This window comes from Pseudonocardia xinjiangensis (assembly GCF_012911925.1).
GTDB lineage: Bacteria > Actinomycetota > Actinomycetes > Mycobacteriales > Pseudonocardiaceae > Pseudonocardia > Pseudonocardia xinjiangensis.
Map to the genome: position 1 here is coordinate 1 of NZ_JAAXKY010000121.1, position 23920 is coordinate 23920.

Sequence of the window (23920 nt, forward strand, 5' to 3'; positions counted from 1 at the left end):
CGTGGGGGGTGGTGTGGGCTGGGTTTCGCCGCCGTTACGCCACGGCGCGCCGTGGGTAGCCTGCGGGCATGTCGCACGTACCGAATATCCGTCTGAACAACGGCGTCGAGATCCCGCAGATCGGCTACGGGGTGTTCCAGATCGAGCCGGACCGGACAGCCGATGCCGTGCGCGACGCCTTGGAGGCCGGTTACCGGCACATCGACACGGCGCAGGGCTACGGCAACGAGGAGGGCGTGGGGCAGGCCCTGCGCGACTGCGGGCTGTCCCGCGACGAGGTCTTCGTCACCACGAAGCTGAACAACGACCGCCACGGCTACGACGAGGCGATCACCGCGCTGGACGAGAGCCTGCAGCGGCTCGGGCTCGACCACGTGGACCTCTTCCTGATCCACTGGCCGCGGCCGAAGAGTGACCGCTTCGTCGAGACGTGGAAGGCGTTCGAGAAGATCGCGTCCGACGGCAAGGCGCGCGCGATCGGGGTCTCGAACTTCCGGGTCCCCGACCTCGACCGGCTCGCCGCGGAGACCAGCACGGTGCCCGCGCTGAACCAGATCGAGCTGCACCCGTGGCTCCCGCAGGACGAGCTGCGCGCCTACCACCGGGAGCACGGGATCGCGACCGAGGCCTGGAGCCCGCTCGCCAAGGGCGGGGACCTGCTGTCCGACGAGCGGATCGTGGGGCTCGCGGAGAAGTACGGCAAGACCCCGGCGCAGATCGTGCTGGCGTGGCACCTGCAGCTCGGCAACATCGTGATCCCGAAGTCGGTGACGCCGACGCGGGTGCGGGAGAACCTCGACGTGTTCGACGTCGAGCTGTCCGACGACGACCTGGCCACGTTCGCGGAGCTCGAGAACGGCACCCGCACGGGTCCGGACCCCTCGAACTTCGGCTGATCGGGCAGCGATCGTCGGCTCCACGCTGCGGATGCGGCGCCGCACCCCTAGCGTTGCGCCGCATGTTGGCAATCACCGACAACGCGGCCGAAGCGATCAAGTCGCTGACCACCGATGCGGAGCTGCCTGACGGGGGCGGGCTGCGGATCTCCGCACCCGACCCGGATCAGGGCCTCGAGCTGTCGCTCGCCGGCCAGCCGGACGCCGACGACGTCGTCCTCGCCGGGGAGGGTGTGAGCGTGTTCCTCGAGCCGGTGGCGGCCGAGGTTCTCGACGACAAGGTGCTCGACGTCCAGCCGGTGCCCGGCGCCGACGGCGAGCAGGAGCTCCGCTTCGCCATCGGGTTGCAGGAGGAGCTCCCGGAGGCCTGACCCGCTCGTCCTACCGACCTCGACCCAAGTCGGCAAAGCCACTTTCCCGCAACGACGTTGCGGGAAAGTGGCTTTGCTGCAATGCGGGATGGGGAGCGGCGGCTACCCCAGCACCGTGTCGAGCCACAGGTCCGCGAGCACCTTGTGGCCGAGGTCGGTCGGGTGCACCCCGTCGTCGGCGAGCGCCGCGGCCCCGACGACGCGGGCGCGTTCGCGCATCTCCCGGTCGGCGGACACGAGCGTGGCGGACCATTTCTCGGCGAGCCGGTGGACGGCGTCGATCTTCGGGTCGAGGTCGGCACGCCACGCCGGCTGGTCGTCGTCCACGGGCACCAGGAACGGTTCCACCAGCACCAGACGCGCGTGCGTGGCCTCGACGAGTGCGCCGAGCATGCGGTCGTAGCGGGCCTCGAACTCGGTGGTCAGCGAGAGCATGCCCCGGTCGTAGCGGCGCCAGGTGTCGTTCACGCCGATGAGCACGGACACGACGTCGGGGCGCTGGTCGATCACGTCCGCCTGCCACCTGCGTTCGAGGTCGACGAGCCGGTTGCCGCTGGTCCCGGAGTTCACCACCCGGGGTGCGGAGGCCCCGAGCACCGTCGCGAGCGCGTCGTCGACCAGCCGGACGTAGCCGTGGCCCAGATGTCGTGGCGGGTCACCGGTGTGCCCGCAGTCGGTGACGCTGTCGCCTGCGAACACCACTGTCCGCGCCCCCTCGAGCTGCATTGCTCCCCCGTCCTGGTTGCGGTACTCCCACTGATCCGGTTGACCCGGTTCAGTCCCCGCGGGGACGCTACCTGCGTCGATACCGGGTGGACCAGAGCGATCATGGCCGCCCGCCGGCCCACGGTGCCGCGGTGGCGTGCCCGCGGCCTGAGGTCCGGTGGTGTCGTGGATGTCCGCGACCTACTGTCAGCACCGTGGAATTTCGGTATTTGGGTGACTCCGGGCTGAAGATCTCGGAGATCACATACGGCAACTGGCTCACTCATGGTTCGCAGATCGAGAACGACGCCGCGACGGCGTGCGTCCGCGCGGCTCTCGACGCGGGAATCACCACCTTCGACACCGCCGACGTGTACGCCAACGGGGCCGCCGAAACGGTGCTCGGAGAGGCGCTGAAGGGCGAGCGCAGGGCGTCGCTGGAGATCCTCACGAAGGTCTACTGGCCCACCGGCCCGAAGGGGCACAACGACTGCGGGCTGTCGCGCAAGCACATCATGGAGTCGATCGACGCGAGTCTCTCGCGGCTGCAGACCGACTACGTCGACGTCTACCAGGCCCACCGGTACGACACCGAGACGCCGCTCGAGGAGACGATGCAGGCGTTCGCCGACGTGGTGCGCGCCGGCAAGGCGCACTACATCGGCGTCAGCGAGTGGACGGCCGAACAGCTGCGGGCCGGCCACGCCCTCGCGACCGACCTCGGGATCAAGCTCATCTCCAGCCAGCCGCAGTACTCCATGCTGTGGCGGGTGATCGAGGAGCAGGTCGTGCCCGCCTCGGCCGAGCTCGGCGTCAGCCAGATCGTCTTCTCCCCGATCGCGCAGGGGGTGCTCACCGGCAAGTACAAGCCGGGCGCCGAGCTGCCTGCCGGCTCGCGGGCCACGGACGAGAAGGGGGGCGCCAACATGATCAGGCGCTTCCTGAACGACGAGACGCTCAGCCGGGTGCAGCAGCTCGAGCCGATCGCCGCGGACCTGGGACTGTCGATGGCTCAGCTCGGGGTGGCGTGGGTCCTGCAGAACGACAACGTCGCGGCAGCGATCATCGGGGCCAGCCGGCCCGAGCAGGTGGCCGAGAACGTCAAGGCCTCCGGTGTGACGCTGGAGCTCGACGTCATGAAGCGCATCGACGAGGCGCTGGGCGACATCGTGGAGCGCGACCCCGCCCGCACCGCGGCGAACGCCCCGAAGACCCGCCCCGTCTGACCGGGGCGGCCTCACCGGCGGCTAGGACTCGGTGAGCCGGCCACCCGCCACTGTCCAGTGGCGGGTGGTCCGCACGGTGTCGAGCATCCGCCGGTCGTGGGTCACCAGCAGCACGGTGCCGCCGAAGGAGTCCAACGCCTGTTCGAGCTGCTCGATCGCGGGCAGGTCGAGGTGGTTGGTGGGTTCGTCGAGCACCAGCAGGTTCACCTCGCGGGCCTGCAGGAGCGCGAGTGCCGCGCGGGTTCGCTCGCCGGGGGAGAGCTCCACCGCGGGGCGCGGGGCGTGGTCGTTGGTGAGCCCGAACTTCGCCAGCAGGGTGCGCACGTCCGACTCCGCCCAGTCCGGCACCGCGTCGCCGAACGCGCGGGCGAGCGGCTGTGGTCCCAGGAAGAGGCCGCGGGCCTGGTCGATCTCTCCGAGGCGCACGCCCGAGCCGAGCCCCGCCGTCCCGGAGTCGACGGGAATGCGGCCCAGCAGCGCGCCGAGCAGCGTGGTCTTGCCCGACCCGTTCGCCCCGGTGATCACGATCCGGTCGGCCCAGTCGACGCGCGCGTCGATCGGCCCGAGCGTGAACGACCCGCGGCGCACCACCGCCCCGGACATCGACGCGACGACCGTGCCCGAACGGGGTGCCGCCGCGATCGTCATGCGGAGCTCCCACTCCTTGCGCGGCTCCTCGACCACGTCGAGCCGTTCGATCATCCGTTGCGTCTGGCGCGCCTTCGCGGCCTGCTTCTCGCTCGCCTCCGTGCGGGTCTTGCGGCTGATCTTGTCGTTGTCGGTGGCCTTGCGCCGCGCGTTGCGCACGCCCTGGGCCATCCAGTTGCGCTGCATCTGGGCCCGGTCCTTGAGCCCGCCCAGCTTGTCGTCGTACTCCTCGTAGGCCTCGCGGGCGTGCCGCCTGGCCACCTCGCGCTCGGCGAGGTAGCTGTCGTAGCCGCCGTCGTAGACGCCCACCTGCTGCTGGGCGAGGTCGAGCTCGACCACCCGGTTGACGGTGCGGGCGAGGAACTCCCGGTCGTGGCTGACGATCACAGCAGGCGACCGCAGCCCCTGCACGAACCGCTCCAGCCGCTCCAGGCCGTCGAGGTCGAGGTCGTTGGTCGGCTCGTCGAGCAGGAGGACGTCGTAGCGCGAGAGCAGCAGCGCGGCGAGCCCGGCGCGGGCCGCCTGCCCTCCGGAGAGGGCCGTCATCGGCGTGGTGAGGTCGATCGCCAGCCCGACGTCGGCGGTGACGCCGCCCGCCCGCTCCTCCAGGTCGGCGCCACCGAGGGCGAGCCACCGGTCCAGGGCGGCGGCGTACGCGTCGTCGGCACCGGGTGCGCCGGTGCCGAGAGCCTCTGCCGCCGAGTCCATCGCCGCCTGGGCCGCTGCGACACCCGTGCGGCGAGCGAGAAACGCGGTGACCGTCTCGCCGGGGCGCCGTTCGGGCTCCTGCGGGAGGTGCCCGACGGTCGCGTCCGGCGGGCTGAGGACGATCTTGCCGTCCTCCGGTTCGAGCTCTCCTGCGAGCAGACGCAGGAGGGTGGACTTGCCCGCGCCGTTGGCCCCGACGAGCCCGACGACGTCACCAGGGGCGACGACGACATCGAGACCGGAGAAGAGGACGCGGGCGCCGTGGCCGGCGGCGAGATCGGTGGCCTGCAGGGTGGCGCTCATGGCGCCGTCCACGCTACTGCTCGGCGCACCCGCCATCGGCGCGGGTGGCCGGCCCTCAGCCCGTGGCTGCCGCCCGGCGGGCGCGCCGGTTGGCGAGCACGGCCCGGGCCACGACGTGCGGCGCGGCCAGCGACCGCGGGTGGGCGGTCATGAAGCCCACGGCACGCACGGCAGTGGCGACCTCGACGTCCCGGTCTGCCGCGGCGAAGACCTGCCCGAGCACCCACCGCTGGACCCGGGCCTTCGCGGTCTGCGGCGGCCGGATACCGAGCCGGGCGGCGTCGCCCGCGGTGGAGACGTCCCACGCCGCGTCGACGACCACCTTCTGCAGTGCGAAGAACTCCCGCGCCGCGGCGGTCCGGTCGACGTCGGAGCGCAGGTACTCCGACAGGCACGACGCGTGCAGGGCGGCCGACGACATGCCCTGGCCGAACACCGGGTTGAACGACGCCACGGCGTCGCCGACGGCGACCAGCCGGGCCGGGAAGCGATCGAGGTCGGCGAAGTGGCGCCTGCGGCTGTCGGGATGCCGGTACGGGACGACGTCACCGACCATCTGCCCGGCGGCTGCCTCCTGGAAGATCGGGGGCAGGTCGGCGCACTCGGCGAGGAAGCCGTCCTTCGTCGTGCCGCGCCCCGCGTCGCCGTGCCAGGCGAGCATGATCGTCCACTGGCTGTCCTCGATCGCGTTGACCGCCGCGCCCGCCGCACCCTTCGACGGGAAGCCCGGGCTGTAGCGGGCGATGCCGCTCAGGGGGCCGGTCCGGTCGGGGGAGCGCTTGAACCGGGCGGACAGGTACCGGACGTCGACGGCCAGGCGTTCCAGCTCGGGTCGCGGCCAGCCGCCCTGCTCCAGCCACTCGGTGAGTCTGCTGGCGCGGCCGGTGGCGTCCACCACGAAGTCGGTGTTCTCCTCCCGTTCCCCGTCGTCGGTGAGGTAGCGCACCGCGCTCACCGCGTCGCCCTCGTAGGCGAGGCCGGTCGCCCGCCCGGTGACGATCTCGACGTTGGGCAGGGCGAGGGTGCGGCGCCTGATCAGCGACTCGAGGAAGGGGCGGCTGCTGGTGACGAGCCGGGTGTTGGGGGTGCTCATCTGCTGGACGCCGTCGAGGTAGCCGACGGACCTCTCCGGATCGGACAGCTCAGCGCCCCGGTCGATCGCCTCCTGGGTGAGCCCGGGGAACCAGCGTTCGATCTGCTCCCGCCCGCCGGGCAGCAGGGTGTGCACCTGGTAGCCCTGGGGCACGCCGGGCCGCGTGTCGGCCGCGGTGTCGGTGCCGTCCCGCTCGACGATGACCACGCTTCTGGCGTGGTCGGCGAGGACGCGGGCGGCGAGCAGCCCGGCGATGCTCCCCCCGAGCACGTGTGCCCGGTCGAAGAGGACCTCTGTGTCAAGCGGCTGCAGGAGCCCGCTGAGCCGTTCGAAGGTGGCGGCGGGAGATTCCGGCACGGTGACTCCAGGCGGTGTCGATGATCGCTTGATTTTTCAAATATGGCATCCGGCGGCCGCTCGGCGAACCCACCCCGGTGTGGGTGTCACCACGTCCAGGACCGCTCTGCAGCACGGCCTACTCGCGGCTGCCCAGGAGAGCGACCGGCAGCGTGCGGGTGGCCGACATCGAGGTGATGACGCTCGTCGCACCCGTCACGAGGAACGCGCCGACGCAGACGGTGAGCACGAACGGCCACGGCACTGCGAGCGTGGCCGCGCCGGTGACCACGGCCGTCGTGGCCAGCACCGCGAGGAAGGTCGTGCCCGCGGCGAGCACACCGAGCAGGAGCCCGATCACGGTGACCGCCCACGACTCCAGCAGCGCCGAGCGCACGACCTGGCCGCGGGAGAGGCCGGCGGCCCGCGCGGCCGCGAACTCCGGCCGCCGCGCCGAGGCTCCCACCACCACGGCGTTGATGACGCCGATCAGCGCGTACACCCCGCCCAGGCCCATGATCACCAGGAGCACGCTCGTGCTCATCGCATCACGCGCCGCGGCGTCGCGCGCGCTCCACTCGTCCACGGTGTGCACCTCACCGACGGCGGCGACCGCGGCGGCCACCGCCATCCCGTCGGCCCCGGGATGCAGCGCGACGAAGGTCCGGGAGGGAGCGTCCGCGAGCTCGTGCTCGGGTACGAGGCCCGCCGGGAGCAGCAGGTTCGCCCCGCCACCGATCCGGGCGGGAGCCGCGGCGACCACGAGCAGCGGCCCGAGGTCGGCACCCCCCGCTCGGACGGCGACCGTCTCACCGGGGCTGCCGGCGTCGCCGCCGGGTCCGGCGGCTGCGGCCCGCCCGCGCAGCCCGGCCAGCCCCGCGGTGCCGGGGTGGAACCGTTCGTAGGCCGCCGGGTCCACCACGAGCGCGGCGCCCCGCTCGGTCTCGGCGTCCTCGCCGGTGCCGCGGGTGACCGAGATCGGCACCGTGAGCTCGGTGGAGGTGGCGGCCACCCCGGGGACACCGCTGACCCACGGTCCGGCCGCCGCTCCGGTCGCCTCCACCACGAGATCGCCGCTGGTGCCGCGGCGCTGCTCGGCCGCAGCGGCCGTGGCGAAGGAGGTGAGCGCCGCCGTCTGCCCCAGCAGCAGCCCGACCAGCACGATCAGCGGCGCGGCGATCGACGCGCTGCGCCGGACCCCGTCGCGCAGGTTGGCCCCGGCCAGCTCGGCGAGCACGCCGCCCGCCTGCGCCGGCAGCAGCCGGGCGATCCCCGGCACCAGCAGCGGGCTCAGCGCGCTGAACGCCACCGCAGCGCACAGCGCCGCGTTCACCGCCATCGCCTGGCCGCCTCCTGCGCCACCCAGCGGCGACAGGACGACCAGCGCGACAGCCCCGGCCCCGAAGAGCCCGCCGGCGCCCCATCGGCCCGCCGTCATCACCCGGGCGGCCTCGCCGCTGTCCCGCAGCGCCTCCAGGGGCTGCACCCGCGACGCCCTGCGCGCCGCGACGAGGACCCCGGCCACCGCGACGGCGAGGCCGACGCCCACGGAGACGCCGAGGATCCACGTGCGCCACTGCGGGGTGAACCCGGGCGGCACGAAGCCGAGCGCCCCGAGCAGCCACGACTGGAACGCCATCACCGCCAGCCCCACCGGGACTCCGGCGGCCGTGCCGATCCCCCCGAGCAGCACGGCCTCGCTGAGGAGCAGCCTGCGCAGCTGTCCGCGCCCGCCGCCCGCCAGCCGCAGCAGTGCGAGGTCGCGGCGGCGCTGGGCGACGGTGAACGCGAACGTCGACCCGACGATGAACACCGTCAGGAAGGCCGAGAAGGCCAGGGTCAGTGCGGAGAGCGTCACGCCGACCTCGACGCTCTCGGCGAAGCCGGCGAGCTCGGTGGTGCTGAGCCCGGCCGGGGCGTCGAGAGTGGCCACGGAGATCAGCACGAGCAGCGACGACTGGACGAGCGCGACGCCGAGACAGACGGTCAGCGCGGCTCCGACGAAGAGCGGCCAGCGCTCGGTGAACGTGGACCAGGACAGACGCAGCACGGGTCAGCGCTCCAGGGTCACGAGGCGGTCGGCCACGTCGCGGGCGCTCGCGCCGGCGAGCCGGTCGACGACGCGCCCGTCCCGCAGGAACACGACGCCGTCCGCGTGGGCGGCAGCAGCCGGGTCGTGCGTGACCATGACGATGGTCTGCCCGCCGTCCACCACTGCGCGCAGGAGCCCGAGCACCGTGCGTGCGGTGGTGGAGTCGAGCGCTCCGGTGGGCTCGTCGGCGAAGAGCACGTCGGGGCGGGTCACCATCGCGCGGGCGATCGCGACCCGCTGCTGCTGGCCGCCGGACAGCTCGCGCGGCCGGTGCCGGGCGCGGTCGGCCAGCCCGACGGCCGCGAGCACGGCGCGGACCTCCGACCGCGACGGCCGCCGTCCGGCCAGCCGCAGCGGGAGCGCCACGTTCTGTTCGGCAGTGAGCGCGCCGAGCAGGTTGAAGCTCTGGAACACGAAGCCGATGCGCTCGCGGCGCAGCGCGGTGAGCTCCGCGTCGCCTGCCGTACCGATGTCGGTGTCGCCGAGCAGCACCTGCCCGGCGTCGACACGTTCGAGCCCGGCCGCGCAGTGCAGCAGCGTCGACTTCCCGGATCCCGACGGGCCCATCACGGCGGTCCAGGTGCCGCGGCGGAAGTCGAGGTCCACGCGGTCGACGGCCCGCACCGCCGCCGGTCCGGTGCCGTAGGTGCGGCTCACGCCGCGCAGCGCCACCGCCGCGGTGGCCGGCGGAGTCATCGTCTGGGTCATACGACGATCTCAGCGCCCGGCGTCCTCATGGGCAGTGCCCTGCGCCCCCGAGCCCGGGGTGGGGAGCGCCCCACCCCCGGAACTCCGATGCCCGGATGCGACCGCTTCAACCGTTGTCCAGAACTGGCGGATCCCGCCGTCGACCGGAGCGGTCGAGGTTGCTCCGTGCAGGTAATAGCCACGCAAAGCGATGCTCAAACGAGGCTTGTGGATCAGGATGCCGCCGGGGTTGACTTGCCGCACTTCGAACCGGCCCATGGGGAGACGTCGAATGAGAAGTGCGACCCGCCGCATCGTCGCGGCCCTGGGTCTCGTGACCGCGCTGCTGCTGTCCGCCTGCGCCGGTGGGGGTGAGGACGGCGGCGGCGACGCCCAGCGCATCACGGTGTGGACGGCCGACACCCTCCCCGACCGCGTGGCCGCCACGCAGGCCATCATCGCCCGTTTCACGCAGCAGACCGGGGTGCAGGTGGACCTCGTCGGGGTCGACGAGGACCAGTTCAACCAGCTCCTCACCAGTTCGGCCGCGGCCGGTGAGCTGCCGGACGTGATCGGGTCGATCCCGCTGTCGTCGGTGCGCACGCTCGCGACCAACGACCTCGTGAACACCGACGCCACCGCCGCCGTGGTGGACGCGCTGGGCGCCGGCACCTTCGACCAGCGGGCCCTCGAGCTCACCAGGGACGGCGACCGGCAGCTCGCGGTGCCCAGCGAGGCGTGGTCGCAGCTTCTCTACTACCGGCGCGACCTGTTCGACGCCGCGGGGCTGCCCGCCCCCGCCACCTACGCCGACATCCTGACCGCGGCACGCACGCTCACCCGCGACGGCCGTGTGGGGTTCGTGGGGGCCACCGCGCCGGGCGACGCCTTCACCCAGCAGACCTTCGAGCACATCGCGCTCGCCAACGGGTGCGAGATGGTGAACAGCGCCGGTGAGATCACCATCGCGAGCCCGCAGTGCGTCGCCGCGTTCGACTTCTACCGTGACCTGATCACGAACTACTCCGTGCCCGGCACCCAGGACGTCGACACGGTGCGCGCCGCCTACTTCTCCGGCCAGGCGGCCATGGCCGTGTGGTCCACGTTCCTGCTCGACGAGCTGGCCGGACTGCGCAACGACGCCAAGCCCAGCTGCCCGGAGTGCGTGGCCGACCCGACCTTCCTCGCGAGGAACACCGGCGTCGTCACGTCCCTCCGTGGTCCAGACGGCACGGCGCCCGCGCAGTTCGGTGAGGTCGTCAACTGGGCGATCACCTCGGAGGCGGCCGTCGACCCCGCGCAGCAGTTCGTCCGGTTCATGATGAGCGACGGGTACGTCGACTGGCTGGCCTTCGCGCCCGAGGGCAAGTTCCCCGCCCGGTCCGGCAGCACGCCCGGCGGCACGGAGTTCGTCGACAGGTGGAAGACGCTGCCCGTCGGCGTCGACACCGAGGGCCCGCTGACGCAGTTCTACCCACCGGAGGTGCTGGACGTCCTGTCCACCGGCCCCGAGGCCTTCACTCGGTGGGGGATCACCCAGGGGCAGGGTGACCTGATCGGGGCCTCGCTCGGGGAGCTCCCGGTGCCGGCCGCCGTCGCGGCGGTCACGAGCGGAGGCGCCGACGCCCGCGGAGCCGCCGACCAGGCCGCCGCCACACTGCGGTCGATCCAGGACAGCTTGCGGTGAGCGTGGATGTCGGCGCGCCTGCGCCGTCGTCCGGATCCGGCGGGGCGCCCCGGTCGGACCGCCGTTCCGGGAGCGGACGCACGCTGCAGCGTGCGGAGGCGCGCGCCGGGCTCGCGCTGATCTCCCCGACGGTGGTCATCGTGGTGGTGATGGTGGTGCTGCCGATCCTCTGGACGGTGCTGCTGGCCTTCCAGCGGCTGCGGCTGCTGAACCTGCGCAGCTCCGGCCTGTTCGGCAACTTCACCCTCGCCAACTTCGAGAAGGTGTTCGGCTCGTCCGCCTTCTGGGGCAACCTGGCGACGACGCTGGCGTACTCGGTGTTCGGCACGGCAGCGGCGATCGGTGTCGGCCTGGTCGCGGCGCTCGCGCTGCGGCGCAGGTTCCGCTTCCGCGGACTCGTCCGCGCGGCGATGCTGCTGCCCTACGTGGCCCCCATCGTGGCGGTCACCTACGCCTGGAAGACCATGCTCAGCCCGCAGTTCGGGGTGGCCAACCACTGGGGCACCCGGCTGCTGGGCTGGGACGAGCCGATCGCGTTCCTGAGCCAGCGCAGCAGCGAGGTTTCCGTCTTCGGCTGGCACGTCGGCGTCCCCACCGCACTGCTCACGGTGATCGCCTTCGAGGCGTGGCGGTCGTTCCCGTTCGCGTTCCTGTTCCTGACCGCGCGGCTGCAGGCCGTGCCGTCCACCCTCGAGGAGGCGGCCAGGGTGGACGGCGCCACGCTCACGCAGCGCTTCCGCTACATCGTGCTGCCGCAGTTGCTGCCGACGATCGCGGTGCTCTCGGTACTGCGGTTCATCTGGACGTTCAACAGCTTCGACGACATCTGGCTGCTGACGGGCGGTGGCGCGGGCACCGAGGTCATCAGCGTCTCGGTCTTCAACTCCCTCACCGCCCGCGGCGACATCGGCGGGGCAGCGGCCCAGGCGCTGGTGCTCGCCGCGATCCTGGCGGTCCTCATCGGTCTCTACCTGTGGCGGCTCGCGCCGCGCGAGGAGCAGTCCTGATGGCCGGCACCGAGGTGGGCGTGGCGCCGCCCGCCGCCACGCCTCCGAAGCCGCCGCCCGCGCCGCGCCGGTTCAGCCGCGACGAGCTGGAGAACCGGCTGTTCGCGGTGCTGCGCGTCGTGGTCATCGTCGGGCTGCTGATCGTCACGCTGTTCCCCTTCTACTACATGGGGCTGCTGTCGCTGCGGCCGCTCGACCGGGTATTGCAGGACCCCGGCGCGCTGTGGGTCGGGCCGTCCGAATGGGACCTCGGCAGCTACCTCACGGTGCTCACGCCGGGCGGGGCCGGGGGACAGGGCTTCCTGCAGTTCATGGCCAACAGCGCGATCGTCGCGTTCGGCACGGTGGTGCTCACTCTGCTGATCGCGCTGCCCGGCGCCTACGCCGTGAGCAGGCTGCGGTTCTTCGGCAGGCGGCAGGTCAGCGTGCTCTTCCTCGCCGTCTACCTGTTCCCCAGCATCCTGCTGGCCGTCCCGCTGTTCGTGTTCTTCACACGGATCGGCCTGCGGGGCTCGCTGGCCGGCCTGCTGATCGTCTACGTCTCCCAGATCGTGGCCGTGTCGATCTACATGCTGCGCAACTACTTCGACACCGTCCCGGTCAGCCTGGAGGAGGCCGCCGCGATCGACGGGTGCAGCAGGCTCGGCGTCATGCGGCGGATCAGCCTGCCGCTGGCCATGCCGGCGATCATCGCCAACGCCCTGTTCGTGTTCATGATCGCGTGGAACGAGTTCCTGTTCGCGCTGCTGTTCCTCGTGGAGGACCGGGACCGCTGGACGGTGTCGCTCGGGCTCTCCCAGCTGGCAGGCGGCATCGAGATCCCCACCACGGTCCTGATGGCGGGCTCGGTGATCGTGACGATCCCGATCATCGTCGTCTTCTTCGCCAGCGAGCGGCTCCTCACCGAGGGGCTCACCGCCGGTGCGGAGAAGGGCTGACACCACCGAGCGCGCGCCGGCTGAGTCCGGCGCCGCCGGTCAGGCGCCCCGCGTCCACTCCGGGAGCGGCCATCCGCTGAGGTAGCCCACCACGGCGACGGCGCCCGCCGCGGCCCACGCCTGGGGCCGGCATGCCGTCGGGTAGCTCGACGTCTCCCCGTCCACCTCGGCGTAGAGCTCCGGCAGCCGGTCGTCGAACTCGGCCGCCGCGGCGACGAGTCCCTCGCCGAGCGACCGGGCCACGTCGTGGCGCCCGACCCCGGCCAGCCCGAGCACCGCGACGGCCGTGTCGTGCGGCCACACCGACCCGCAGTGGTAGGTCAGCGGATCGAACCCCGCGCTCGTGCTCGACAGGGTGCGCAGGCCGCGGCCGCCGTCCAGGTCCGGGCGGGCGAGCCGGTCGGCGACCAGGTCGGCCTCCGCCGCCGTCAGCAGGCCGGTGGACAGCAGGTGGCCCATGTTCGATGCGGGTCCGGTGACGGCGCGGCCACCGGCGTCGAGCGCGATGGCGGGGTAGGCCCCGGCCGGGTCGTCGATCCAGAAGGCCGACCGGAACCGCACGGCGAGCTCGTCGGCCCACCGCAGCCACTCGCGGGTGCCCCCGTGACCGAACGCCTCGAGCACCGCCGCCCCGCCCCGCGCCGCCGAGTAGGCGTAGCCCTGCACCTCACAGAGCGCCAGCGGACGCTCGGCGATCGAGCCGTCGGCCCAGCGCACGCCACCGGCGGAGTCCTTCCAGCCCTGGTTGGCCAGGCCACCGCCGGACGAACCGCGGTAGGTGAGGAAACCCGTCGGCCCTGCGGTCCGGGCGATCCAGTCCAGCGCCGACTCCAGGTTCGGCAGCAGCGCGGCCACCTCGTCCTCGGCCATCCCGGCGCGCCATGCGTCGTGCAGCAGGCAGCACCACAGGGAGGTGGCGTCGATCGTCCCGTAGTAGTGCGGGGGCAGGTCCAGCCCTCCCGCCCGCAGACCACCGGGGCGCACCTCGTGGAGGATCTTGCCGGGCTCCTCCTCGGAGCGGGCGTCGTGCCTGCGGCCCTGCCGCCGCGCGAGGACCCGCAGGGTGCTCGCGGCGAGCTCGGTGCCCAGCGGCAGCAGCAGCCGGGCCGTCCACAGCGAGTCGCGGCCGAAGAGCGTGCAGAACCAGGGGCTCCCGGCGGCGGTGAACCGGTCGTGGCGGCCGTCGGGGGCGTGGGGATCGGCGAGCATGAGCCCGTCGAGGTCGGCGAGGCTGCGGTGCAGCAGCGCGTCGAGGTGCCCGGCCCCGGCCGCCGGGAGCGTCCACGGGATCGGGGCCGCGGGGGTGAAGCCCGCGGGCCTGCCGCCCGCCGGGCCGACGGTGAGCCGCACCGACCAGCGTTCGCCCGGCTCCAGGTGCACCGGCCAGGCGAGCACCGCGTCCGGGCCGACGGTGGTGGCCTCACCCGCCGCGGGCTCGACGACCAGCTCAGCACCGGTCCCGTTGCGGGACCACCGGGCGCCGCCCCCGCCGACCTGCGGCACCACGACGTCCAGCGGGGCGCCCGACTTCACCACCGCCGTGGCCGCGAGGTCGCTGCGGGCCCGCACCACCACCCGCAGGGACACCCCGTCGACCGTCCCGCTCGCCTCCGAGTCGGGCAGCTCGACATTGTGCAGCTCCACGTGGTCGACCACGTGCCCGTCGGCCAGCGTGCGTTCCCGGCGCAGCCGCACCAGCCCCCGGTCGCCGCGCAGCTCACCGTCGAACCGGGCCGTGGCGGCGTCGTCGAGCGGGACGGACCGGGCGTGCAGGTCCGCGCCGTCGACGCCGATCTCCAGGCGGCTCCCGTACCGCGTGTCGCCGACGTACAGGCCCTGGGCGCCGTCGGGCCGGACCTGACCGTCCGGATCGGAGAGCAGTACGGCGGGTGCAGCGAGCACCGTGAGCAACTGGTCGAGGGTGGCTTGTCCTGGTCGGTCCGACGGGGCGTGCGGACGCCTCATGCGATGCTCCCGGGAGGGCACCGGCGTGCCCCATGGCTCATCGTCAACCTAACCCGTGATGGCCGTTCCGTGCTTCCGGGGAAGTCGTGGGGTGCGGCCTCGACCCCGCGAGCACCCCCATTGCGACGACCGTATGCAGCACCATCTGCCCCGTTCGCCGACCCGTGAGAAGGAGTCTCCGACCCAGCGGAACGCCGACGTGCAGTTGTGCGCACGTCCGATCAACAGCAAATCGGAAAGGTTCGCCGTTCCGCCGTGTGACCTCGCGGTGCGGACCGAGCGGGCCGTGACCGGTCGACCACCCGAAGCCGGACGAGCGCTCTCATCAGGGACGACAGGCCCGGATCGGGCCGCCACGGTGGCGGGACCCCCGGAGTCCCGGGCACGTCGACGTGCCGACGCGGTCATCCGGTCTGCCCACCTGGGCACGGGCGTGCGGTTCGTGGTCCGACGGTACTGGTTGGAGTAGTACCGTTCTCCTTCCGCTTTCCGCACCATCGAGACCGTTGCGGAGCGTCGATCACACGTTCCTCGGGTCTGCCCGAATGGGTTAGCCTCGCGGCCTCCCCAGCGTTCGGACGGCCCCCGACAGGAGTGGCACATGCAGGCCCCGTACGACTACATCATCGTGGGCGCCGGTTCCGCCGGCTGCGTGCTGGCGAACCGGCTCAGCGCAGATCCCGGCATCCGGGTACTGGTGCTGGAGGCGGGGCGCCCGGACTACCGGTTCGACGTGCTCATCCACATGCCGGCCGCTCTCCCGTTCCCGATGGGCCGGTCCTTCTACGACTGGCGCCACCAGAGCGAGCCGGAGCCCCACCTGCGAGGACGCCGCCTGAAGGTGCCGGCCGGACGGCTGCTCGGCGGCTCGAGCAGCATGAACGGGATGATCTTCCAGCGGGGCAACCCGATGGACTACGAGCGCTGGGCGGCCGAGCCCGGCATGGACGAGTGGGCCTACGCCAACGTCCTGCCCTACTTCCGGCGCAGCGAGGACTCCCTCACCGACACCCCCTACCGCGGTCGCGGCGGCCCCATCACGCTGGAGCGCGGCCGCGCGGCCAACCCGCTGTTCGGGGCGTTCCTGCAGGCCACGGTGGAGGCCGGGTACCCGACCACCGAGGACGTCAACGGCCACCGGCAGGAGGGCTTCGGCCGCTTCGACCGCAACATCCGCTCCACCCGCCGGTGGTCGGCGGCACGGGCCTACCTGCATCCGGCGATGTCGCGGCCCAACCTCGAGGTGCGCACCGGCGTCAACGTCACGCGCGTGCTGTTCGACGGCACCCGCGCCGTGGGCGTCGAGTACACCGACCGGCACGGCAACCGTGAGCAGGTCATGGGCGGCGAGACCGTCGTCAGCGGCGGCACGATCAAGTCGCCCCAGATCCTGCAGCTGTCGGGGATCGGCGACGCCGACCGGCTCTCCGCACTCGGCGTGCCGGTGGTGCACCACCTGCCGGGCGTCGGCGAGAACCTGCAGGACCACCTCGAGGTGATGGTGCAGCACTCCTGCACCCAGCCGGTGTCCCTCGGCCCCACGTCCTCGCTGAAGAACGCGCCGTCGATCGGTTTCCAGTGGCTGTTCCTGCGCAGCGGCCCGGGTGCCACCAACCACTTCGAGGCGGGCGGCTTCGTGCGGAGCAACTCCGACGTCGCCTACCCGAACATCATGTTCCAGTTCCTGCCGATCGCCTCGAGGAGCTACGAGTCCTCGCCGTCGGACCGCCACGGGTACCAGCTGCACGTCGGCCCCGTCTCCTCCGACGCCCGCGGGCACGTCCGGATCAGGTCCGCGAACCCTGCGGCGCCCCCGGCGATCCGGTTCAACTTCCTGTCCACCGAGCAGGACCGCCGGGAGTGGCTCGACTCCATCAGGATCGCCAGGGAGATCCTCGCGCAGCCCGCGTTCGAGCAGTACGACGGCGGCGAGGCGGCCCCGGGCCCGGCGGTCCGTACCGACGAGCAGATCCTGGCGTGGGTCGCCGAGCACGCTGTCTCGGCGATGCACTACGCGGGCAGCTGCCGGATGGGCACGGGCGGGGACGCCGTCGTCGACCCCGCGTCGATGCGGGTGCACGGCACCGAGGGCCTGCGCGTGGTCGACGCGTCGGTCATGCCGCACGTCACCAACGCCAACACCTTCGCCCCGGTCGTGATGATCGCGGAGAAGGCCGCCGACCTGATTCTCGGCCGCACTCCGCCGCCGCCGCAGCACGAGCCGTTCTACCGGCCCGAGCCCGCGCCGGCACAGACCACATCGGCGCAGACCACGCCGGTCGCGTAGATACCGGACCGACGAGTGCTCCGCGGCGCGCCTAGGCTCGACTTGTGAACCCGTCGACGCTGCAGGCCCAGGTGATCGTCGACGAACTGGTGCGCTGCGGCGTCACCGACGCGGTGCTGTGTGCCGGCTCCCGCAACGCCCCGCTCTCGTTCGCGCTGCACGCAGCGGACGTCGCGGGCCGGCTCCGGTTGCACGTGCGGATCGACGAGCGGACGGCCGGGTTCCTGGCGCTCGGGCTCGCCTTGCGCTCCGGGCGTCCGGTGCCGGTGTGCACCACCTCGGGCACGGCGGTGGCCAACCTGCACCCCGCCGTTCTCGAGGCGTCCTTCGCGGGGGTGCCGCTGCTCGTGCTCAGTGCCGACCGTCCCCAGGAGATGGTCGGCACCGGAGCCAACCAGACGATCGCCCAGGCCGGGATCTTCGGCACGGCCGTGCGGCTCACGCTCACCGGACCCGCCGGAGGGAGCGCGGCCGACAACGGACGCTGGCGCTCCCTCACCGACCGGGCCGTGGCCGCGGCGACCGGCGCACTCGGCGGACCCCCGGGGCCGGTCCAGCTCAACCTCCCCTTCGCGGAGCCGCTCGTGCCCGACGGCACCGGGGCCGCGCCGGCCGGGCGTGCTGACGGCGGGCCGTGGACGTCCGTGCCCCCGATCGGGCGGGACGCTCCGGTGCTGCCGCTGGACCCCTCCGCGCCCACGCTCGTGATCGCCGGCGGCAACGCACCGGCCGGTCTGCACGACCTGCCGGTGCCGGTGGTCGCGGAGCCGGCGTCGGCGCCGTGGTCGACGGCCGTGCGTACCGGTCCGTGGCTGCTCGGCGCCCCGGCGGCCGCGTCGTTGAAGCCGGCCCAGGTGGTGGTGGCGGGCCGCCCCACGCTGCACCGGGCGGTCCAGCGGCTGCTCGCCGACCCGTCCGTCGCCACCTACGTGCTGGCCGATCCGAACGGTCTCCCGTGGACGGACGTGGCCGGCACCGCCCAGGCGGTCGGCTCGCTGCCACCGCTGACCCCCGACCCGTCCTGGACGCACCGCTGGCGCACCGCCGACACCGCCGCGGCGAAGGCGCTGGACCAGGTCATGGACGACGGCACGGCGCCGATCGGGCTCCGGCTCGCCCGCTCGGTGCTGGCCGGTCTGCCCGACGGCGGGCAGCTGCTGCTCGGCTCGTCCAACCCCGTCCGGGACGTCTCGCTCGCCGCGGTCCCCCGCCGGGGGCTCACCGTGCTCACCAACCGGGGTGTCGCCGGGATCGACGGCAGCGTGTCGACGGCGCTGGGAGCTGCGCTCGCGCACGACGGCCCGGCGTACGCGCTGCTCGGCGACCTCACGCTGCTGCACGACACCACCGGCTTCGTCATCGGTCCGGACGAGCCGCGGCCCGACCTCACCGTCGTCGTCCTCAACGACGGAGGCGGTGGCATCTTCGGGCTGCTGGAGCAGGGGGCGCCCGAGCACGCCGCGGCGTTCGAGCGGATCTTCGGGACGCCGCACCGCGTCGACCTCGCCGCGCTGTGTGCCGCCACCGGGGTCGGCCACCTCCGGGTGGACGTCGCCGACGTCGCGGCCGCCGTGGTCCCCGCCCCGGGCCTGCGGGTGGTGGAGGTGCTGGCGGATCGCCCGTCGTTGCGCGCGGGCCACGCGGCCGTGCGGACCGCCGTGGACGCGGCGGTGGCCGCCGCGCTGCACGACGCGGGCTGACATCACCGGCCCGGCGGCAGCCGGGTCCGTGGCCGCCGGCCGGGCCTCGCCCTCAGGCCTCGGCTTCCAGCGCGTCGCGCACGGCCACCATCTTCGCCGCGGCCTCCCGCGCCTCCTTCTCCGGATCGGAGTCGGCCACGATCCCGCATCCGGCGAACAGCCGTGCCACCGATCCGTCGAGCTGGGCGCACCGCAGTGCGATGCCGAGCTCGCCGTCGCCGTTGCCGTCGACCCAGCCGACCGGACCGGCGTAGCGGCCCCGGTCCATGCCCTCGAGCTCGCTGATCACGCGGAGCGCGGTGTCGCGGGGCGTACCGCCCACGGCGGCTGTCGGGTGCACGGCCTCGGCGAGTTCGAGCAGCGATGCCGGGGCGCCGGGGCGGAGGGTGCCGCGCACGTCGCTCGCCAGGTGGGACACGTTGTGCAGGGCGATCACTCCCGGCGTCTCCGGCACGTCGAGCGACTCGCAGAGCGGGCGGAGCGCGGCGGCCAGCGAGTCGACGGCCAGCGCGTGCTCGTGCCGGTCCTTCGCCGAACCCATCAGCTGTCCCGGCAGGTCGTCGCCCGACCCCGGCCAGATCGTCCCGGCCAGCACCCGGGACTCCACGATGCCGGCGGTGCGCCGCATCAGCAGTTCGGGCGTGGCTCCGACCAGCCTGTCCACGGCGTAGGACCAGCAGGTCGGGTATCGCTCGGCCAGCCCGTCGAGGAGGAACCGCGGATCGAGGGGGGAGTCGCTGACGGCCAGCAGGTCGTGGGCGAGGCAGGCCTTCTCGAGCTCGCCCGCCCGCATCCGCCGCACCGCCTCGGCCACGGCCTTGCGGTAGCCGGCCACGGGGAGCATGCCGTCGGCGAAGCGCAGCGTCCCCGTCGGCCGGACGGGGCTCACCGCGCGGACCGCGGGCGGCCCGTCCCCCGAGAACTCGGTGACCCAGGACCGCCCGTCGCGGCGCCCCACCAGGACCCGGGGAACGACGAGCGCGGAGCCGGGCGACGTGTCGTCGAACGTGAAGCTGGCGAAGGCCACGGGTCCCGCCCCGGGCGTCCCCACCTCGTCGGTCACGTCGAGCCGCTCGGTGAACGACCGCCACCAGGTGTCCGCCTCGGTGAACCGCTCCGGCCCCGTGCCGGTGAAGCGGGCGACCTCGCCCCAGCCGACGAGACCATCGGGACCGCGTACCCAGGCCAAGGGATTCTGGGCGTCGGGAAGCAGGTCGATGAGGCGGCCCGGGTCGTCGATGAGCCTCGTTCGCACGGCTAACCCGCCCGGCAGCGGGGCGATTGTCACGTAACCGAGCGTAGGAGGCCGCGCTGTCCGATGCGCGCCGGGTCCGAGAGGTGCCGCCCACACCCGCCGGCCGCCGCGCATAGACTCCCGTGTCGTGGCGACTGGCACGGGGCGTACCGGGACCCGCGCCGTCGACGACCTGGCTGCGCTGGTTCGTCCGGCGGCACGCGGGATCGCGCGGCGTCTCCCCGAGATCGTCGCCGGTCTCGCGGTGGTGGTCACCGCGCTGGCCTTCCTCGCACTCGTGGGCGCCGCACTCGACGACCGGGCGATCGCCGCCAACCCCGCCGTCGCCCAGGCCGAGGTGCTCCGCGGCTCGACGTTCTCCCGCACGCTCGTCCGGTTCACGGTGGCCAACGGGGAGGCGGTCGTGCCCGAGCACGGGGTCTTCTACCCCCGTGGCCTGCAGGAAGGCGACACGATCGCGGTCGAGTACGACGTCACCGAGCCCGAGCTCGTGCGGGTGGCCGGCCGCTCCGCGCTCGACGGGCTGGTTCCGCTGGGGCTCGGCGTCGTCGTGATGTGGGCGGTGCTCGGCCCCCTCGCCGTGTGGCTGCGCCGCCGCCGCGCCGGATCCTGACGGATCGGGCCGCCTCACCCCACCCGCCCGCGAGTCGCCCGATCCCGCCGCGCGAGTCGCCCGATTCCCGCGCGCGAGTCGCCCGGTGTTCCTACCGGTCTGCGTGCCACCAGCCGAGCACCTCGTCGAGCGACCCCGGGACGGCGACCACCATCGCACCGGTGGGCAGCGGGTTCGGCCGCCCCTCCCCGTCGACGACCAGCGCGCCGGCCTCCGCCGCGAGGCACGCGGCGCCTGCCACGTCCCACTCGCGGTAGCCGTCGAGCACGGCGGCGACGGCGTGGCCGAGGGCCACCTGGGTGATCGCGAGCGCCGACGACCCCAGCACACGGACCCCCACGTGACCGGCGGCAGCGTGCCGGGCGAACGCGGGTGCGCGTTCCAGTGAGAGCTCAGCGCACACCAGGCCCCCGGTGGGCGACCGCGGTGTGACGGTGACGGCCACGCCGTTCGCCCGTACCCCTCGTCCGCGGGCGGCCGCGTAGATCTGGGCCCGGCTGGGATCGGCGATCACCCCGACGACCGGTCCTGAGCCGTCCACCAACGCGAGGCTGTAGGCGCACCAGGGGAAGCCGGCGACGTAGTTGGCGGTGCCGTCGACCGGGTCGACCACCCAGCGGTAGGGCGCGTCGGCGGCGTCCGTGGGGCTGCCGAACTCCTCGCCGACGACCGGGATCCCCGGGAACTCCGAGGCCAGCACGCGGCGGGTGTGCCGCTCCAGCGTGCGGTCGGTGTCGGTGACCCAGTCGAAGGGGTTCGCCTTGTGCGTGGCGCCCGGCTGCTGCCCGCGACCCGCGGTGGCCGTGATGACCTCCGCGGCGTCGTTGGCCAGGCGTCCGGCCACCTCCAAGGCCCTGGAAAGCAGCCCCGGCTCCACCGGGAGCGGTGACGGGAGTGCGCTCGGGTGCTGCTGGACGGTCATGTGGTCCGAGCGTCACCGGCTCCGGTGTCCCGGGTGCGTCGCCCAGATGACGTGTCAAGGATCACCCGGCCAACTGTGTGCCCGACACGGGCTGTTGGCCGCGTGTTCGATGGCTCGTCAGCACCCCGCCCTCCGGACGCGCGACGGTTCCCCTGTGCGTGTCGCCATCGTCTCCGAGTGCTTCCTTCCCGTGGTCAACGGCGTGACGAACTCCGTGCTGCGGGTCGTCGAGCACCTGACGGCCGCCGGGCACGAGGCGTTGGTGATCGCACCGGGGATGGACGGCCCGATGGAGTACGCGGGCGCCCGTGTCGTGCGGATTCCGGCGGTGGACCTGCCGGTCGTGTCGTCGATGCCGGTGGGCGTGCCGAGCCGGCGGGTGCTGACGGCGCTGCGGGAGTTCGCCCCCGACGTCGTCCACCTGGCTGCGCCGTTCGTCGTCGGCTACCGCGGGCTCGCCGCGGCGCGCCGGCTGGGCATCCCGACCGTCGCGGTCTACCAGACGGACGTGGCCGGGTTCGCCTCCTCGTACGGCCTGGGGCTGACGGCGCGCGCGGCGTGGCGCTGGACGTGCCGGCTGCACGGCCAGGCCGACCGCACGCTCGCCCCGTCGAGCTGGGCCACCGAGGCGCTGCGGGCCCGCGGGGTGCCGCGGGTGCACCAGTGGGCGCGCGGCGTCGACACCCGCAGGTTCACCCCGCACAAGCGCGACGACCGGCTGCGGGCGTCGCTGGCGCCCGATGGTGAGCTGCTGGTCGGCTACGTGGGCAGGCTGGCACCGGAGAAGCAGGTCGAGCGGCTCACCGCGCTGGCCGACGTGCCCGGCACCCGGCTCGTGGTGGTCGGCTCCGGCCCGAGCCGGGAGAGGCTGGCGGCCGCGTTGCCCACGGCGGCGTTCCTCGGCTTCCGCGGTGGCGACGAGCTGGCCCGGATCTACGCGTCGCTGGACGTCTTCGTCCACACGGGCCCGTCGGAGACCTTCTGCCAGGCCGTCCAGGAAGCGCTCGCGTCGGGGCTGCCCGTCGTCGCGCCGGATGCGGGTGGCCCGCGCGACCTGGTGCTCCCCGGTCGCACCGGCTACCTCGTGCCCCCGCATCCCGACGGCGCGGAGACGCACGACCCGAGGTCGGTCGCGGCGGATGCGCAGCTGCGTGCGGCCGTCGAGGCGCTCACCGATGCCGGGACGAGGGCCCGGTTCGGCGCCGCTGCCCGGCAGTCGGTGCTGCGGCGTACGTGGTCGGCGGTGGGCGACGAGCTGCTCGCGCACTACGCGGAGGTCATCGGGGCCACGGCGGCGGCAGCCTGACTGTGCGCATCGTCCAGCTCGCCAACTTCTACGGTCCCCGCTCCGGCGGCCTGCGCACCGCGCTCCACCACCTCGGCGCGGGCTACGCGGGCCGGGGTCACGAGGTGGTGCTCGTGGTGCCCGGCGCGAGGTCCGCCGCCGAGGTGCTGCCCGGTGGCATCCGCCGGATCACCATCGCCGCACCCCGGCTGCCCGGCACCGGCGGGTACCGCGCCGTGGACCCCTGGCGGGTCGAGCGGCTGCTCGACCGGCTGCGTCCGGACGCCATCGAGGTGTCCGACCGGCTGACGCTGCGCGGCCTCGGTCGGTGGGCGTCCCGGCGGGGCGTGCCGAGCATCGTGATCTCCCACGAGCGCCTCGACCGGCTGCTCTCGCAGTTCCTGCTGCCCGAGCCGGCCGCCAGAAGGGTCGCCGACGCCGCGAACGCGCGGATGGCCGCCGCCTACGACACCGTCGTGTGCACCACCTCGTTCGCCCGCGCCGAGTTCGACCGGATCGGCGTGGCCAACGTCGCGCAGATACCGCTGGGGGTCGATCTCGCGACCTTCTCCCCGTTGCACCGCGACCCGGCGCTGCGGAGTGCACTCGCCGACGGCGCCGACACCCTGCTCGTCCACTGCGGGCGGCTCTCCCCGGAGAAGCACCCGGAGCGGAGCATCGACACCGTCGCGGCGTTGCGCGCCGCCGGCCACCGGGTCCGGCTGGTCGTCGCCGGTGACGGTCCGCGCCGCCCGGTGCTGGAGCGGCGCGCGAGCGGGCTACCCGTGACGTTCATCGGCTTCGTGCCCGACCGCAGCCGGTTGGCGCGGCTCCTCGCGTCCGCGGACGTCTCGCTCGCGCCCGGTCCGCACGAGACGTTCGGGTTGTCGGCACTGGAGGCCCTGGCCAGCGGCACGCCCGTCGTCGTGTCGGCGTCGTCGGCGCTGCCGGAGATCGTCGGGCCGTCCGGTGCCGCGGCCCTGGACCGCCCCGAGGCCTTCGCCGCGTGCGTCACGACGCTGCTCGCGGCCGACGAGGGAGCGCGGCGGGCGGCGGCGCGCGCCCGGGCCGAGCAGTTCGGCTGGCCGGAGTCCGTCGGACGGATGCTCGCCCGCCTCACCTGCTGACCTGCAACCGGCGGGTGGGAAGGGGCGACTCGCGGGCCGGGAACGGGCGACTCGCGGACGGATTTCGGG

19 protein-coding genes are annotated in these 23920 nt (G+C 73.5%); 11 read left to right on the forward strand and 8 right to left on the reverse strand.

Going from position 1 to position 23920, the window contains the following annotated elements; translation table 11 throughout:
* The first annotated feature begins 68 nt into the window (after positions 1-68).
* A complete protein-coding gene (locus HF577_RS27960; protein ID WP_169398963.1) occupies positions 69-896 on the forward strand; it encodes an aldo/keto reductase in 828 nt (275 codons plus the stop codon).
* A 62-nt stretch (positions 897-958) separates the two neighbouring features.
* The gene (locus HF577_RS27965; RefSeq protein WP_169398964.1) at positions 959-1267 is read left to right on the forward strand and encodes an adhesin; all 309 of its coding nucleotides are present in this window, start codon (positions 959-961) and stop codon (positions 1265-1267) included.
* 102 nt (positions 1268-1369) lie between these two features.
* On the opposite strand, the gene HF577_RS27970 is transcribed toward HF577_RS27965, so the two are convergent.
* Positions 1370-1993, reverse strand: a complete 624-nt coding sequence (locus tag HF577_RS27970; protein ID WP_169398965.1) for an SGNH/GDSL hydrolase family protein — start codon at positions 1991-1993, stop codon at positions 1370-1372.
* Between the two features lie 194 nt (positions 1994-2187).
* On the opposite strand from HF577_RS27970, the gene HF577_RS27975 reads away from it, so the two are divergent.
* The gene (locus HF577_RS27975) at positions 2188-3198 is read left to right on the forward strand and encodes an aldo/keto reductase family protein (protein ID WP_169398966.1); all 1011 of its coding nucleotides are present in this window, start codon (positions 2188-2190) and stop codon (positions 3196-3198) included.
* Between the two features lie 21 nt (positions 3199-3219).
* On the opposite strand, the gene HF577_RS27980 is transcribed toward HF577_RS27975, so the two are convergent.
* The 4 genes from HF577_RS27980 to HF577_RS27995 form a co-directional block, all read right to left on the reverse strand.
* Positions 3220-4857: an ABC-F family ATP-binding cassette domain-containing protein gene (locus HF577_RS27980; RefSeq protein ID WP_169398967.1), complete on the reverse strand. Its 1638-nt coding sequence runs from the start codon at positions 4855-4857 to the stop codon at positions 3220-3222.
* A 55-nt stretch (positions 4858-4912) separates the two neighbouring features.
* Positions 4913-6307, reverse strand: coding sequence for an FAD-dependent oxidoreductase (locus HF577_RS27985; protein ID WP_169398968.1), 1395 nt, complete (start codon positions 6305-6307; stop codon positions 4913-4915).
* A gap of 118 nt (positions 6308-6425) precedes the next feature.
* Positions 6426-8336, reverse strand: coding sequence for an FtsX-like permease family protein (locus HF577_RS27990; protein WP_169398969.1), 1911 nt, complete (start codon positions 8334-8336; stop codon positions 6426-6428).
* A 3-nt stretch (positions 8337-8339) separates the two neighbouring features.
* A complete protein-coding gene (locus HF577_RS27995; protein WP_169398980.1) occupies positions 8340-9074 on the reverse strand; it encodes an ABC transporter ATP-binding protein in 735 nt (244 codons plus the stop codon).
* Between the two features lie 283 nt (positions 9075-9357).
* Between HF577_RS27995 and HF577_RS28000 the strand changes: the two genes are divergently transcribed.
* Genes HF577_RS28000 through HF577_RS28010 form a run of 3 tightly spaced genes read left to right on the forward strand, consistent with a single transcriptional unit; the run spans position 9358 to position 12697 of the window.
* A complete protein-coding gene (locus HF577_RS28000; RefSeq protein ID WP_169398970.1) occupies positions 9358-10752 on the forward strand; it encodes an ABC transporter substrate-binding protein in 1395 nt (464 codons plus the stop codon).
* Positions 10749-11759, forward strand: coding sequence for a carbohydrate ABC transporter permease (locus tag HF577_RS28005; protein ID WP_211174943.1), 1011 nt, complete (start codon positions 10749-10751; stop codon positions 11757-11759). Before HF577_RS28000 ends, HF577_RS28005 begins: the two co-directional genes overlap by 4 nt.
* The gene (locus HF577_RS28010) at positions 11759-12697 is read left to right on the forward strand and encodes a carbohydrate ABC transporter permease (RefSeq protein WP_169398971.1); all 939 of its coding nucleotides are present in this window, start codon (positions 11759-11761) and stop codon (positions 12695-12697) included. The genes HF577_RS28005 and HF577_RS28010 overlap by 1 nt, the downstream gene beginning before the upstream one ends.
* Positions 12698-12736: 39 nt before the next feature.
* On the opposite strand, the gene HF577_RS28015 is transcribed toward HF577_RS28010, so the two are convergent.
* Positions 12737-14662, reverse strand: coding sequence for a glycogen debranching N-terminal domain-containing protein (locus HF577_RS28015; protein ID WP_169398972.1), 1926 nt, complete (start codon positions 14660-14662; stop codon positions 12737-12739).
* Positions 14663-15263: 601 nt separating this feature from the next.
* Here HF577_RS28015 and betA point away from each other — a divergent pair.
* A complete protein-coding gene (betA, locus tag HF577_RS28020) occupies positions 15264-16949 on the forward strand; it encodes a choline dehydrogenase (RefSeq protein WP_169398973.1) in 1686 nt (561 codons plus the stop codon).
* Positions 16950-16993: 44 nt separating this feature from the next.
* A complete protein-coding gene (gene menD / locus HF577_RS28025; protein ID WP_169398974.1) occupies positions 16994-18649 on the forward strand; it encodes a 2-succinyl-5-enolpyruvyl-6-hydroxy-3-cyclohexene-1-carboxylic-acid synthase in 1656 nt (551 codons plus the stop codon).
* Between the two features lie 52 nt (positions 18650-18701).
* Here menD and HF577_RS28030 read toward each other — a convergent pair whose 3' ends face one another.
* Entirely contained in the window at positions 18702-19937 is a 1236-nt protein-coding gene (locus HF577_RS28030; RefSeq protein ID WP_312859419.1) for an isochorismate synthase, read from the reverse strand.
* A gap of 94 nt (positions 19938-20031) precedes the next feature.
* Here HF577_RS28030 and HF577_RS28035 point away from each other — a divergent pair, with 94 nt between their 5' ends.
* Positions 20032-20517 carry a DUF3592 domain-containing protein gene (locus HF577_RS28035; RefSeq protein WP_169398976.1) on the forward strand — a complete coding sequence of 162 codons (486 nt, stop codon included), beginning with the start codon at positions 20032-20034 and terminating at the stop codon, positions 20515-20517.
* Positions 20518-20608: 91 nt separating this feature from the next.
* Here HF577_RS28035 and HF577_RS28040 read toward each other — a convergent pair whose 3' ends face one another.
* The gene (locus tag HF577_RS28040; protein WP_169398977.1) at positions 20609-21439 is read right to left on the reverse strand and encodes an inositol monophosphatase family protein; all 831 of its coding nucleotides are present in this window, start codon (positions 21437-21439) and stop codon (positions 20609-20611) included.
* 154 nt (positions 21440-21593) lie between these two features.
* On the opposite strand from HF577_RS28040, the gene HF577_RS28045 reads away from it, so the two are divergent.
* Both HF577_RS28045 and HF577_RS28050 read left to right on the forward strand, forming a co-directional pair.
* On the forward strand, positions 21594-22745 hold the full coding sequence (locus HF577_RS28045) for a glycosyltransferase family 4 protein (protein WP_312859420.1): 1152 nt from the start codon (positions 21594-21596) through the stop codon (positions 22743-22745).
* A 2-nt stretch (positions 22746-22747) separates the two neighbouring features.
* Complete coding sequence (locus tag HF577_RS28050; RefSeq protein ID WP_169398979.1) at positions 22748-23851, forward strand: glycosyltransferase; 1104 nt, start codon at positions 22748-22750, stop codon at positions 23849-23851.
* The last annotated feature ends 69 nt before the right edge of the window (positions 23852-23920 follow it).

What these genes read in the sequence shown, in the direction of transcription:
- HF577_RS27960 (WP_169398963.1), top strand. Translation starts at nt 69, where the DNA reads ATGTCGCACGTACCGAATATCCGTCTGAACAACGGCGTCGAGATCCCG.
- HF577_RS27965 (WP_169398964.1), top strand. Translation starts at nt 959, where the DNA reads ATGTTGGCAATCACCGACAACGCGGCCGAAGCGATCAAGTCGCTGACC.
- HF577_RS27970 (WP_169398965.1), bottom strand. Translation starts at nt 1,993, where the DNA reads ATGCAGCTCGAGGGGGCGCGGACAGTGGTGTTCGCAGGCGACAGCGTC.
- HF577_RS27980 (WP_169398967.1), bottom strand. Translation starts at nt 4,857, where the DNA reads ATGAGCGCCACCCTGCAGGCCACCGATCTCGCCGCCGGCCACGGCGCC.
- HF577_RS27995 (WP_169398980.1), bottom strand. Translation starts at nt 9,074, where the DNA reads ATGACTCCGCCGGCCACCGCGGCGGTGGCGCTGCGCGGCGTGAGCCGC.
- HF577_RS28000 (WP_169398970.1), top strand. Translation starts at nt 9,358, where the DNA reads ATGAGAAGTGCGACCCGCCGCATCGTCGCGGCCCTGGGTCTCGTGACC.
- HF577_RS28010 (WP_169398971.1), top strand. Translation starts at nt 11,759, where the DNA reads ATGGCCGGCACCGAGGTGGGCGTGGCGCCGCCCGCCGCCACGCCTCCG.
- HF577_RS28015 (WP_169398972.1), bottom strand. Translation starts at nt 14,662, where the DNA reads ATGAGGCGTCCGCACGCCCCGTCGGACCGACCAGGACAAGCCACCCTC.
- betA (WP_169398973.1), top strand. Translation starts at nt 15,264, where the DNA reads ATGCAGGCCCCGTACGACTACATCATCGTGGGCGCCGGTTCCGCCGGC.
- HF577_RS28040 (WP_169398977.1), bottom strand. Translation starts at nt 21,439, where the DNA reads ATGACCGTCCAGCAGCACCCGAGCGCACTCCCGTCACCGCTCCCGGTG.